This is a genomic window from Nicoliella sp. ESL1149, from assembly GCF_058107265.1.
The window spans coordinates 986,773-999,115 of the sequence record NZ_JBYLUE010000002.1; the positions used below are offsets into that span (position 1 = coordinate 986,773).

Annotated in this window: 11 protein-coding genes, 1 other RNA gene, 1 pseudogene and 1 other annotated feature; of the genes and pseudogenes, 10 read left to right on the forward strand and 3 right to left on the reverse strand. The window is 32.4% G+C overall.

All coding sequences use genetic code 11. From position 1 onward, the window contains the following. The first annotated feature begins 62 nt into the window (after window positions 1-62). Window positions 63-173 (forward strand) — a sequence feature (ribosomal protein L10 leader region). A gap of 23 nt (window positions 174-196) precedes the next feature. The 3 genes from rplJ to mprF all read left to right on the forward strand — a co-directional run bounded on the left by rplJ (window position 197) and on the right by mprF (window position 3,880). Continuing rightward, the gene (rplJ, locus tag AC3B6G_RS04775) at window positions 197-712 is read left to right on the forward strand and encodes a 50S ribosomal protein L10 (RefSeq protein WP_489849263.1); all 516 of its coding nucleotides are present in this window, start codon (window positions 197-199) and stop codon (window positions 710-712) included. A gap of 36 nt (window positions 713-748) precedes the next feature. Continuing rightward, window positions 749-1,114 carry a 50S ribosomal protein L7/L12 gene (gene rplL / locus AC3B6G_RS04780; protein WP_489849264.1) on the forward strand — a complete coding sequence of 122 codons (366 nt, stop codon included), beginning with the start codon at window positions 749-751 and terminating at the stop codon, window positions 1,112-1,114. Between the two features lie 141 nt (window positions 1,115-1,255). Further along, entirely contained in the window at window positions 1,256-3,880 is a 2,625-nt protein-coding gene (gene mprF / locus AC3B6G_RS04785; protein WP_489849265.1) for a bifunctional lysylphosphatidylglycerol flippase/synthetase MprF, read from the forward strand. Window positions 3,881-3,942: 62 nt separating this feature from the next. Here mprF and nrdF read toward each other — a convergent pair whose 3' ends face one another. From nrdF to nrdH, 3 genes are all read right to left on the reverse strand, one after another. Beyond that, window positions 3,943-4,917, reverse strand: coding sequence for a class 1b ribonucleoside-diphosphate reductase subunit beta (gene nrdF / locus AC3B6G_RS04790; RefSeq protein WP_489849266.1), 975 nt, complete (start codon window positions 4,915-4,917; stop codon window positions 3,943-3,945). Between the two features lie 93 nt (window positions 4,918-5,010). Beyond that, entirely contained in the window at window positions 5,011-7,179 is a 2,169-nt protein-coding gene (gene nrdE, locus AC3B6G_RS04795; RefSeq protein WP_489849267.1) for a class 1b ribonucleoside-diphosphate reductase subunit alpha, read from the reverse strand. 100 nt (window positions 7,180-7,279) lie between these two features. Next, entirely contained in the window at window positions 7,280-7,528 is a 249-nt protein-coding gene (gene nrdH / locus AC3B6G_RS04800) for a glutaredoxin-like protein NrdH (protein ID WP_489849268.1), read from the reverse strand. 224 nt (window positions 7,529-7,752) lie between these two features. Between nrdH and AC3B6G_RS04805 the strand changes: the two genes are divergently transcribed. The 7 genes and pseudogenes from AC3B6G_RS04805 (at window position 7,753) to AC3B6G_RS04835 (ending at window position 12,308) form a co-directional block, all read left to right on the forward strand. Further along, on the forward strand, window positions 7,753-8,355 hold the full coding sequence (locus AC3B6G_RS04805) for a class I SAM-dependent methyltransferase (protein ID WP_489849269.1): 603 nt from the start codon (window positions 7,753-7,755) through the stop codon (window positions 8,353-8,355). Then, a complete protein-coding gene (gene tadA / locus AC3B6G_RS04810; RefSeq protein ID WP_489849270.1) occupies window positions 8,330-8,839 on the forward strand; it encodes a tRNA adenosine(34) deaminase TadA in 510 nt (169 codons plus the stop codon). Before AC3B6G_RS04805 ends, tadA begins: the two co-directional genes overlap by 26 nt. Window positions 8,840-8,866: 27 nt before the next feature. Further along, window positions 8,867-8,953, forward strand: an RNA gene (gene ffs, locus AC3B6G_RS04815) — signal recognition particle sRNA small type. Between the two features lie 142 nt (window positions 8,954-9,095). Continuing rightward, window positions 9,096-10,859 (forward strand): annotated as a pseudogene (dnaX, locus tag AC3B6G_RS04820) (DNA polymerase III subunit gamma/tau); the annotation flags it as partial. 265 nt (window positions 10,860-11,124) lie between these two features. Next, window positions 11,125-11,436 (forward strand): YbaB/EbfC family nucleoid-associated protein, encoded by a 312-nt coding sequence (locus AC3B6G_RS04825; RefSeq protein ID WP_489849271.1) that lies wholly within the window; start codon window positions 11,125-11,127, stop codon window positions 11,434-11,436. Between the two features lie 18 nt (window positions 11,437-11,454). Further along, window positions 11,455-12,054 (forward strand): recombination mediator RecR, encoded by a 600-nt coding sequence (gene recR, locus AC3B6G_RS04830; RefSeq protein ID WP_489849272.1) that lies wholly within the window; start codon window positions 11,455-11,457, stop codon window positions 12,052-12,054. A gap of 11 nt (window positions 12,055-12,065) precedes the next feature. Beyond that, window positions 12,066-12,308 (forward strand): YaaL family protein, encoded by a 243-nt coding sequence (locus tag AC3B6G_RS04835; RefSeq protein WP_489849273.1) that lies wholly within the window; start codon window positions 12,066-12,068, stop codon window positions 12,306-12,308. The last annotated feature ends 35 nt before the right edge of the window (window positions 12,309-12,343 follow it).

A 12,343-nucleotide genomic window follows, 5' to 3' on the forward strand; every position in this document is an offset into this window, starting at 1 on the left:
TCACATGAAATAGTAAAAAATTCCTTTCTTTCATAATTGTCATATGTTATGATTAATGATGAATTGAATAACAATCTCTACCTAAGACTCAGGTGGTTTATCCTTAATATCCTGACGAGGAAACAAATGTTTCTCTATGTCTCTAGGTGGCGTAGGGATTTTTTATTAAGTCCCGTGATTTGGGAGGTGAACAAGTATGCGTGAAGATGTATTAAATGCTAAAAAAGATTTAGTAAAGACTTTTACTGATAAGTTTGAAAAAGCAAATTCCGCAATTGTTGTTAATTATCGTGGTTTAACTGTTCAAGAAGTTACCGATTTAAGAAAACAATTACGTGATGCCGGTGTATCAATGAATGTTGTAAAAAACAACATTGTTAGCCGTGCCGCTGATGCAGCTGGTTATGATGACCTTAAGTCCACTTTTGTTGGACCTACTGCTGTTGCTTTTTCTGATGAAGACCCAATTGCTCCTGCTAAAATTCTTAAGAATTTTGCTAAGGAAAATGATGCTCTTGTTATTAAGGGTGGAATTATTGAAAAGAAGGTTGCTTCATTAGAAGAAATCGACGAATTTGCTGCATTGCCTAGCCGTGATGAATTACTTTCTACTCTTGCCAATATCTTACAAGCTCCTATTCGGAACTTTGCTTATGGTGTTAAGGCAATTGCTGACAGTAAAGACGGCGACGATGATGCCGCTAATGCTTAATTAAAAAATATTTATCCAAAAATGGAGGAAATTAAAATGGCTTTCGATAAAGATAACATTATTGATCAACTTAAAGATGCTTCAATTACTGACTTAAACGATTTAGTTAAGTCTATTGAAGATGAATTTGGTGTTTCAGCATCAGCTCCAGTTGCTGCTGCAGGTGCTGCAGGTGGTGACGGTGCTGCTAAGGATAGCTTCGATGTTGAATTAACTGAAGCAGGTAGTGCTAAGATTAAGGCTATTAAGGCAGTTCGTGAAATTACTGGCTTAGGCTTAAAGGACGCTAAGGACTTAGTTGACGGTGCTCCTAAGGTTATTAAGGAAGGCGTAAGTAAAGATGACGCTAACGAAATGAAAGAAAAACTTGAAGCAGCAGGTGCTACTGTTACTTTGAAGTAATTCTTCAAAACCTTAATTTAAAGCGTGTGATATTTTTATGTCACACGCTTTTTATTATGGTATAATTTTACCCGAGTTTTATTTTGAATATTAGATTGATAAAGGCTTTCAATTTAGTTTCAAACGAAGGGAGAACTTTCTTTGAAAAAATTATATCAACAAATACGTCAATTTATTGAAGAAAGATGGGGCATTATAAAAGTTATTTTTGCTTTTTCTTTTTTTATTTTTGTAATTCGTGAATTGGTAAGAATTATTCTTGATAGTAATAAAGAACATTCTTATGTTAAAATTGATTTTTTGAATTTACATTGGTCCACTTTTCTTATTTTGGTGTTATTAGGACTTTTATCTGTCTTCCCAATGATTATTTATGACTTTGCAGTTGTAAAATTCTTAGGAGAAAAATTCAAACCGATTAAAATCATTACAAATGGTTTTATTGCCAATACTTTTACAAATCTGATTAACTATCGAAATCAACTTGATGCCGGAATTAGATCTAAATTATATTCAGATGATTTTGATAATGAGGATATGGCTAAAACCATTCATAAGTTCGATGTCTTTTTTCCAGCTGGATTAGCATTATTTAGTGGTCTTGCATTAATTATAGCGTTGTCTATAAGTAGTGTTTCTTATTTAGATAGTTATTGGTTTTGGTACCTAGGATATTTCTTATATTTTCCAATTAGATATTATATTCATAAAAGACATAATCCTGGAGAATATGAAAACGTCACTGTTAAACGAACATTAGAATTATGTTCTGCTTCGATTTTAAAGTATGTAATTAAAATTATTTTGTTTTTGATGATTGGTTATTTAATGATTGGAAGAATTGAATATTCATTTATTTTAGTTTTTCTAATTTTTATATTAGCTAACATCATTGGTAAATTTTCTTTATTACCTGCTGGATTTGGAGCATTTGATTTTATCTTAATCATAGAACTTTCAATGATTGGTGTTCCAATTAGTGTTGCAATTGCTTGGGATATTGTCTATCGATTGATTTATGATATTATTCCATTTATATGTGGATTATTATTGTTCTTATATATTTATGGTAAAAAAGTTAATGATTTTTTGGATGACTTACCAAAAACAATTATTCAAAGAGTTGCTCAAATTATTGTAACAGGGTATTTATACTTTGCAGGAATAATGTTGTTGCTATTATCTACGGTTCCAAATATTGCATTATCTAATCAAATTTATTTATCGTTGGAACCATATTCATTTTATTTTTTGAATCAACTAACAACAATTGTATTTGCCATTGTTTTGATTGGTTTAGCAAGAGGAATTGGTTCAAAAGTAAAACGGGCTTTTTGGCCAGCTTTAATCGTTTTGTTAATTTCAATGGGGAATACGCTTTGGAAACAAGATTTTCCAATAACCATGTGTGTCACGTTTATCTTTATTCTCCTATGTCTATGGTGTTCTCATGGAATTCTTTATCGAACTAGATTATCTCATTCTTGGGGACAGATAATAATGGATATTATCGTATTTGCGGGAACCTTTATTTTATATACAATTGTAGGAATATATAATTTTATTTCTTTTCATAGTCATCATTGGCAATTACATCATTTTAATAGTGCTTATTTCTTTCCATCTCAACAAATTTGGTTGGCTGGATTTATTGGCCTAATTGCGGCTAGTTTAATTTTAGTGCTAATATACCGTTTCTTATCTTCTGGAAAAGATACTTGGCTAGAAGAGGGCTTTGATAGTGAACGGGTTCATCATGTTATTGATGAATTCGGTGGTAATGATGTTAGTCATTTAGCTTTTGTTCGAGATAAACACATTTATTTTTATACCGAAAATGGAGAAGATCAAGTCTTCTTTATGTACAAACATATTGCTAATAAGTTAATTATTATGGGTGAACCTGTTGGAAATTCTGATAAAATTGAAGATGCACTTGATAAATTCATGGTTGATGCTGATCAACAGGGATTGTCATTAGTATTTTATGAAGTTGGAGAGAATTTTACGATGATGCTTCATGAAAAAGGTTTTGATTTCACGAAGACGGGTGAGGAAGGATTGGTTGATCTTTCTAAATTTACCTTAGTCGGGAAAAAGCATCGCGGAGAACGAGCGTTGATTCATAAGTTCGAGCGAGAAAATTATAAATTTGAAATTTTAAATCCACCTTTCTCCAATGATTTTATTAACGAACTCAGGAACGTTTCTGATCAATGGTTGCATGGAAATCCAGAAAAAGGGTTTTCATTAGGATATTTTGATGATTATTATCTTCAACAAGCTCCAATTGCAGTTATGAAAGATGAAAATGGAAAAGTAATGGCATTTGCTAATTTAATGCCGACTGGCGATCATAATATTACTTCTATTGATTTAATGCGTTCTGATAATGACTCACCATCAGGAATCATGGATGGTATTTTCATTAATTTATTCCAAAAATCGTTAGAGGATGGTTATCATTACTTTAATTTAGGAATGGCGCCACTTTCTAATGTTGGAGAGTCTAGGTTTAGTTTTATTGATGAAAAGATTGCAAATTTAATTTATCAATATGGACAAGCTTTTTATAGCTTTAAGGGGTTACGTTCATATAAAGAAAAATATGTTAATAAATGGGTTCCAAGATACATTACTTATCGTCGAAGAAGTTCTTTAGTTTTTACGATGATTCAAATTTTGATCATTGTAAATAAAAAAATGACGAATAATCATGAAGATAAAAATAAATTATTCCGTTGGATTTTCACTAAAAACGATTAATATTGATTTTAAATAAAAAAACAGTTCATAATATTTATATTATGAACTGTTTTTTATTTTGATTATTTTTTATCTTTTGGATACCATTGGGTGTAATCTTGATCACTCATTGCTTCAACGTTACCTAGTCTATAACCATTTCCTACTTGAGAGAAGAAATCATGGTTTGCAGTAGAGGTTGAAATTCCATTCATAACAATTGGATTAACATCATCAGCAGTATCTGGGAATAATGGGTCTTGACCAAGGTTCATTAAAGCCTTATTAGCATTATAACGAGTAAATGTTAGGACATCGTCTTCCCAGCCAACATTACCATAAAGGATGTGAACATATTTTTCTTCGTTTGCATACAACTCATATAAGAAATTGTACATCCAGTCCTTGGTTTCTTGTTTTTGATTATCGCTTAATTGGTTAAAAGCAAGTTGAAATTTATAGCCAATATAAGTTCCATGAACAGATTCATCACGTAATATTAATTTAATAATTTCAGCTACGTTAGGTAATTTGTTATGACCTAGGTACCAAAGAGGAGTATAGAATCCAGAGTAGAATAAGAATGTTTCAAGAAAGACACTTGAAATTTTCTTTTTTAATGGTTCTTCATCATCATGGTATAATTCGTAAATTTTCTTTGTTTTATTTTGAAGAAATTCTTCACTGTCACTCCAGTTAAAAATTTCAGTGATTTCTTCAGGCGTATTTAGTGTCGAAAAAATGGAGGAATAACTCTTAGCATGGACAGATTCCATAAATTGAATATTATTTAAAACAGCAGTTTCATGTTGAGTTCTAACGTCTTTTCTAAGGGCAGCCATTCCATCTTGTGATTGAAGCGTATCCAAAAGAGTTAAACCACCAAATACGTGGCTAACGACCCATTTATGATCGTCATCTAATTCTCGCCAGTCTTTTAAATCATTAGATAAAGGAACCCGCGTATCTAACCAGAATTGTTCGGTTAGTTTTTCCCAAGTGGCTTTATCAATTTGATCACTAATTGCATTCCAATTAATTGCTTTATAATTATTCATTCTTTAGATACCTTTCTTTAATTCGCAAAATAAAATAGTCAATACAAGCAGACCTGCATTGACTATATCATAGCTATAACAGACCACGTAATTCTAAATTACACAGCTTTCACATTCACTGGCACCAACTTCTTGTTCATCATCAGTATAAGTTCTAACGTAGTATAAGGACTTAATTCCCTTATGATGAGCATAATTTCTTAGAATTGTTAGATCACGAGTTGTCATTTTGTCAGTTCGTCCATTCTTCCATTCGTATAATCCGGTCGGAATTGTTGAACGCATGAATAATGTTAAACTCATGGATTGATCAACGTGAACTTGAGCAGCAGCATAAATATCAATTACTTTTCGCATGTCAGTATCATAAGCTGATTTATAGTATTTAATTGTGTCATTTGAAAGATAAGGAGCGGGATAGTAAACTTTACCGACTTTTGATTCGTATCTTTCTTCGATACGGCTAATAATAGGATGTAGACTAGCAGTTGTATCGTTGATATAAGAGATAGAACCATTAGGAGCAACAGCCATTCTATTTTGGTGATAAATGCCGTCCTTCATTACAGCTTGTTTTAACTCCTCCCAATCTTTAGCACTAGGAATAAAGATGTCTTTGAATAGAGTTTTAACAGCTTGAGTTTTAGGGCCCCAATCTTTTTGGGTATATTTATCAAAATAACTACCATCAGCATATTTACTATTTTCAAAATTATTGAAGGTTTCGTTACGTTCGATTGCAATTTTATTTGAGGCTTTTAATGTCCAGTAGTTAAGAAGCATAAAATAAACACTAGTGAATTCAACTGATTCATTAGAACCATATTCAATTTGATTTTTAGCTAAGAAACTATGTAATCCCATAGCTCCTAAACCGATTGAGTGGGCCAACTTATTACCATGTTGAACAGAAGGGACTACATCAATGTTAGAGTGATCAGTAACAAAGGTTAATGCTCTTGTCATTGCTTCTACAGATTTACCGAATTTTTCACCATCTAACATTAGGTTAGCAATATTAGTGGATCCTAAGTTACATGAGACATCAGTTCCAAGTTTGGTAAAATGTTGTTGATTATCAACCGTAGAAGGTTTTTGAACCTGCATGATTTCTGAACATAGATTACTCATTACAATCTTACCATCGATTGGATTAGCTCGATTAGCGGTATCAACATTAATAATATAAGGATATCCAGATTCTTGTTGAAGTTTACCTAATTCGGTTTCTAATTCACGAGCTCGAATCTTTTTCTTGTTGATTTCAGGATTTTTAACCATATTATCATATTCTTTAGTGATATTAACATATGAAAAAGGTTCACCATAAACTCTTTCAACATCATATGGACTAAATAAATACATATCCTCATCATTTTGAGCAAGTTCATAAAATTTATCTGGGACAGTTACACCTAATGATAAAGTCTTTACCCGAATTTTTTCATCTGCATTTTCTTTTTTAGCCGATAAGAATGAAATAATGTCAGGATGGAACAAGCTCAGGTAGACAACTCCAGCTCCTTGACGCTGACCTAGTTGGTTTGAGTATGAAAAACTGTCTTCTAGTAATTTCATAACTGGAACAACGCCACTTGCGGCACCCTTAATATGCTTAATAGGATCTCCTGCAGCTCGAAGATTAGAAAGATTGATTCCAACCCCACCACCAATTCTAGATAGTTGTAAAGCGGAGTTAATTGTTCTACCAATTGTATTCATATCGTCAGTTGTTTGAATTAAGAAACATGAAACTAATTCTCCCCGACGTTTCCGTCCGGCATTTAAAAAGCTGGGTGTAGCAGGTTGATAACGTTGATGAACAATTTCATCAGCTAGTTGTAATGCTAGTTGTTCATCACCATCAGCAAAATATAATGCATTCATTGCAGCTCGATCATTGAAATTTTCAAGATAATATTCATTATCATTGGTTTTTAATGCGTATTGAGCATAAAATTTATATGCAGCCATAAATGATTTAAAATGAAAGTTTTGTCTTTTAAGATAATCATATAGTTTTTCGATGAAAGCAGGACTGTACTTATTAATGAAACCTTCTTCGATGTAGTCATTATCAATTAAAAAAGCAAAACGTTCTTTTAAAGAATTGAATGGTTTAGTATTTGGTTGAACATTTTCTTTTAAGAAAGCAGCCAGGGCTTCTTGATCCTTATTAAGTTGAATTTTACCATCAACAGGGATGTTGATTTCATTATTTAAATCATAATAAGTCACATTTTTTAAATCACTTAATGCCATAATTTCACTCTTTCTGTTAAAATAAAAATATTAAATAAATTTGGCGAGACCCATTTGGGTTTCGCCAATGTTAAAATATATTTTATTGATCTTTAAATTATTAAAATGCTAATTGTTGGTTGTTAGCAATTTGGTTCAATTTAGCTGGTTGAAAACCAGTAAAGGTGTCAAATCCTTCGGCATCAACAACGGGGACACGCATAAATCCGGAAGCTTTTAATTCATCAACATATTGTGGTTGCTCACTAATGTTTTTTTCTTCAAAATTAATGTTATGTTCCGTTAAAAATCTTTCAGTCATTTTGCATTGCATGCAGTTGTTCTTTGAATATACAGTTACTTGAGCCATATGAATCACCTTTCTTAATGTATCATTTCTTTGGATTCGAAAATTAATTACAAGAATTAGTTTACACCACTGAAAGTAAATTTCAATAGATAAAAACACTATATTTAGTGTTACATGTCTTAGTTAGCTACTAAATATAGTGTTTCACAACTTAAAATATTTTTATGTAAATTTTTTGCTTGACAATCAAAAAACATCAATAACAAAAAAAGGAAGCTTTTATAATGACAGAATTTTATTATACATCAAATCCACAGGTTGGTCACGATTTAAAAACAGTAAAAATTAATTTATTAGGAAATGATTTTACATTTACAACGGACAACGGTGTTTTTTCAAAACATGCAATTGATTATGGATCCCGAACTTTGTTAAATAACTTGAGTTTAGATAATTTACCAGCTGGTTCAATTTTAGATTTAGGATGTGGATATGGACCAATTGGAATTAGTTTAGCTAAAAAATTTCCAGATCGTCAGTTCGTACTTTCGGACGTAAACAATCGGGCAATGAATTTAGCTAAAAAAAATGCGACTGATAATAATGTAAATAATATAGTAGTAAAAGAGTCTTCAGTATACGATCAAATTGAAGATAAATTTGCTGCAATTATTACTAATCCACCTGTAAGAGCTGGGAAAAAGATTGTAGATGCAATGCTAATAGGTGCTAAGGAACATTTAGTTGATAATGGTAGTTTAACGATTGTATTACAGAAAAAGCAGGGAGCTCCTTCTGCTAAAAGGGTAATGGAATCACAATTTGGAAATGCAAAAATTTTAAAACGAGATAAGGGATACTATGTCATTACAAGCATCAAAAGATAATTTTTACATGAAGGAAGCACTTTCAGAAGCTCAAGCAGCTTTCATATTGAATGAAGTTCCAATTGGCGCAGTAGTTGTTTATAATGATTGTATTATTGGGAGAGGGTATAATCTACGTGAGTTAAGTGAGGATGGAACTAACCATGCGGAAATACTTGCAATTCAGGAAGCTTGTGCAAAGCTAAATAGTTGGCGGTTAGAAGATTGTACAATGTATGTAACGGTTGAACCATGTTTGATGTGTGCAGGGGCAATTTTAAATACTAGAATTCCTAGAGTGGTGTATGGTGCAAAGAATCCTAAAGCTGGCGTAGTCGATAGCTTGTATCATACCTTCAGTGATGAACGATTTAATCATCAAGTTGAATATCAACAAGGGCTCTGTGAAGAACAAGCGGCTAATTTGTTAAGAAAATTTTTTAAACAAGCACGAAAAAAACGAAAATTAGCAAAAAAGAAACATTTGGTAGACAAACAGGAATAAATAAGTTATGATAATAAATGCCGTAAGGCCTTGAAGCAAAGAAGTGCTTACGAACCGTGTCAGGTCCGAGAGGAAGCAGCACTAAGTATCCTACCTCTTGTGCTTCATGTAATTAGAAATTAAGCTCTTAATCATTTTTGGTTAAGAGATTTTTATTTTTAAAGCCTTTTTATGAAGAAAGGGCTTTTTTTATTGTTATAATAGAAATATAATTTTTATATGATTATAGCGAGATTTGATGGAAAGGAAGTTGTGCATGAGTTATCAAGCATTATATCGTGTTTGGCGCCCCCAACGTTTTGATGAATTAGTAGGGCAAGAAGTCATTACGACAACTTTAAAGAATGCAATCATTACAAATCAAATTAGTCATGCATATTTATTTGCTGGACCCCGTGGAACTGGAAAAACATCGGCTGCTAAAATTTTTGCGAAGGCAGTTAACTGTCCTAATTCAAAAGATGGGGAACCTTGTAATAAGTGTGCGATTTGTAAAGCCATTACTAAGGGAACTTTAAACGATGTGATTGAAATTGATGCAGCTTCAAATAATGGTGTTGAAGAAATTCGTGATGTTCGTGATAAAGCTAAATATGCGCCAACTGAAGCCAAATATAAAGTTTATATTATTGATGAAGTTCATATGCTATCGATCGGTGCTTTCAATGCTTTATTAAAAACATTGGAAGAACCACCTGAAAATGTGATTTTTATATTAGCTACGACTGAACCGCATAAAGTGCCAGCCACGATTATTTCACGAACACAACGGTTTGATTTTAAACGAATCAAGCCTCAAGCAATTCTTGATAGAATGGAATTTATTTTAAACAGCAAGAAATTAAAGTATGATGACAGGGCTTTAAAAGTAATTGCAAAAGCTGCTGAAGGTGGGATGCGGGATGCTTTGAGTATCTTGGATCAAGCGCTTTCTTATGGGGATGACACGGTAACGTATGAAAATGCCTTGCAAGTTACCGGAAGTGTTACCAAACAATTATTACATGAATATTTTGCATCAGTAGTTGATCAAAATGTTAAAAAAGCATTATTGGATGTCCAGAAGATATTTGAAGAAGGTAAGGATGTTAATCAATTTATTGATGATATGATTAACTATTGCCAAGATATTTTGTTATATCAACAATCACCAGAAATGGTGGAAGAAGCTGAATTAGGAGTTCTTGATGATAATTTTAAATCTGATGCTGAAGCTGCTTCTGATCAGTTGATATACCGAATTGTTGAACAATTAAACGGGATTCAATACCAAATGCATTTTTCGAACCATCCTGATGTTTATTTGGAAGTTTTAACCGTTAAAATTGCTACACTTCCAAAGAATGTTTCCAAGAGTAACGATAGTGTAAATAAACATAATGCTGAAGAAGTTCAAGAATTGAATCAACAAGTTAAATCTTTGCAAAATCAACTTGATGAGTTAAGACAAAACCAATCAGAAAATGTTAAAATAATACATGCAGAATCTGAAAGTTCTAATCAATCAGATGAGGTCAGTGTTCCTAAAAAACATGTAGAAGAAAATGCTTCAGTAGAAAAGACTAACAAAGAACCTGAGCAAAATATTGCTGATAGTATTGATGTTAAGGCTGTTTACAACGTTTTAGATAATGCTACTCGTGATGATGTTAATAGAATTAAGGACGTGTGGTCTGAATTACAACAATCTTTATCTGTTACCCAACAGTCAATTCTGGGGGATTCCGTCCCTGTTGCTGCTAGTAATGATGGTGTCGTAATTGATTTTGAATTTGATTTTATGTATAAACGAGCCTTTGAAGATGCTCATCTACTTTCTGAGATTGATGAGGGCTTTAGTAAGACAATTGGGTATGCCCCTAAGGTTATCTTTATTTTTAATGAACAATGGTTAAAATTAAGGGATGAATATCTGAAGGAAAATCATTCAATTTCAGATGACGATTCTCAAAATAATAATCAAGTTGATGATTATCATGAAAATATTAATTATGACGATCAACCACCTTATGACGATCCACAAGATATTAATTACGATAATCAGCCACCTTATGATGAAGAACCCCCTCAAAATCCAGAAGATTTATTTGATGCAGGTTCGATTGATGTTAATGAATCGAAAAATCAACATTCGCTCAATCGTTCTGATGAAAATTTACCAGTTGATGAGACTGATTCTGCTAATAAATCATCAGCCAATAAGGAAGATAAGGATATTAGACGTATGAAATCTCTGTTTGGTGATGCTTTAAATATTAAAAATGATTAAAAAGGAGATACTAATTATGATGAACGGAATGAACATGAATAAAATGATGAAACAAGTAAAAGAAATGCAAGCTAAGATGGGTGCAGAACAAGAAGAATTAAATAAAACTGAATTTGTTGGAATGTCGCCTGATAATATGGTAAAAGCTACTTTTACTGGTGATCATAAAATGAAAGATTTACAAATTGATCCTAAGGCAATCGATCCAGATGATCCAGATATGTTATCTGACTTAGTTATAAGTGCAACGAATGATGCTTTATCTAAAATTGATGGGGCAACTCAAGCCACATTAGGTAAATACACTCGTGGTATTCCAGGAATGTAGTTTAATAAGGAGGGTCTAATGCAGTATCCAGAATCACTTGCTAAATTGATTGATAGTTATATGCATTTACCTGGCATTGGTCGTAAAACGGCAATTAGATTAGCTTATTATACCGTTAACATGAACAAGGATGATGTTAAGAACTTTTCTCAATCATTAGATGATGTTAAAGAAAAATTGAGATATTGTTCAATTTGTGGGAATCTAACGGAAGAAGATCCATGTGAAATATGTCGTGACCCAAGTCGTGATCAAACTAAGATTTTAGTTGTTGAAAGTCCTAAGGATATTATGGTCATGGAGAACATGAAGGATTATCATGGCCTTTATCATGTCTTGAATGGTGTTCTTTCGCCGATTGATGGTAAAGGACCTGAAGACTTGAATATTAGTAGTTTAATTAAAAGACTACAAAAACATGAAGAAGTTAGTGAAGTGATTATAGCTACGAATGCCACTCCTGAGGGTGAAGCGACAGCAATGTATCTCGCAAAATTGATCAAACCAGCTGGAATTAAAGTGACTCGCTTAGCTCACGGTTTGTCAGTTGGTAGTGATATTGAATATGCTGATGAAATGACTCTTTATAAGGCCATCCAAGGTCGGACTGAAATTTAGGAAGTGAAATTATGTTTGGAAAACGACATTTAGATTTTAAAAAGGAGTTTGATGGCTTCTTATTAGATTCCATTAATCAAGCAAAATCAGAATGGAACCATGCCCAAGAAACAGAAGAAGCAATTTCTGAAGTTGATGATGAAATCGTTGCGCAAACACAATTAGAACGACAAAAATACTTATATTTATATCGTGAAGCCCGATTTAGAAAAGTTCATAACAATCGAATTCAGTCTTCTGTGATTGGTTATTAAAATGTGTCTTAATTCGTTTAGAATAAGGCACTTTT

Bases quoted from the DNA above. Each gene is read 5' to 3' on its own strand.
- AC3B6G_RS04805 (WP_489849269.1), top strand. From the start codon at position 7,753: ATGACAGAATTTTATTATACATCAAATCCACAGGTTGGTCACGATTTA.
- rplJ (WP_489849263.1), top strand. From the start codon at position 197: ATGCGTGAAGATGTATTAAATGCTAAAAAAGATTTAGTAAAGACTTTT.
- AC3B6G_RS04825 (WP_489849271.1), top strand. From the start codon at position 11,125: ATGATGAACGGAATGAACATGAATAAAATGATGAAACAAGTAAAAGAA.
- tadA (WP_489849270.1), top strand. From the start codon at position 8,330: ATGTCATTACAAGCATCAAAAGATAATTTTTACATGAAGGAAGCACTT.
- rplL (WP_489849264.1), top strand. From the start codon at position 749: ATGGCTTTCGATAAAGATAACATTATTGATCAACTTAAAGATGCTTCA.
- nrdH (WP_489849268.1), bottom strand. From the start codon at position 7,528: ATGGCTCAAGTAACTGTATATTCAAAGAACAACTGCATGCAATGCAAA.
- recR (WP_489849272.1), top strand. From the start codon at position 11,455: ATGCAGTATCCAGAATCACTTGCTAAATTGATTGATAGTTATATGCAT.
- nrdE (WP_489849267.1), bottom strand. From the start codon at position 7,179: ATGGCATTAAGTGATTTAAAAAATGTGACTTATTATGATTTAAATAAT.
- nrdF (WP_489849266.1), bottom strand. From the start codon at position 4,917: ATGAATAATTATAAAGCAATTAATTGGAATGCAATTAGTGATCAAATT.
- AC3B6G_RS04835 (WP_489849273.1), top strand. From the start codon at position 12,066: ATGTTTGGAAAACGACATTTAGATTTTAAAAAGGAGTTTGATGGCTTC.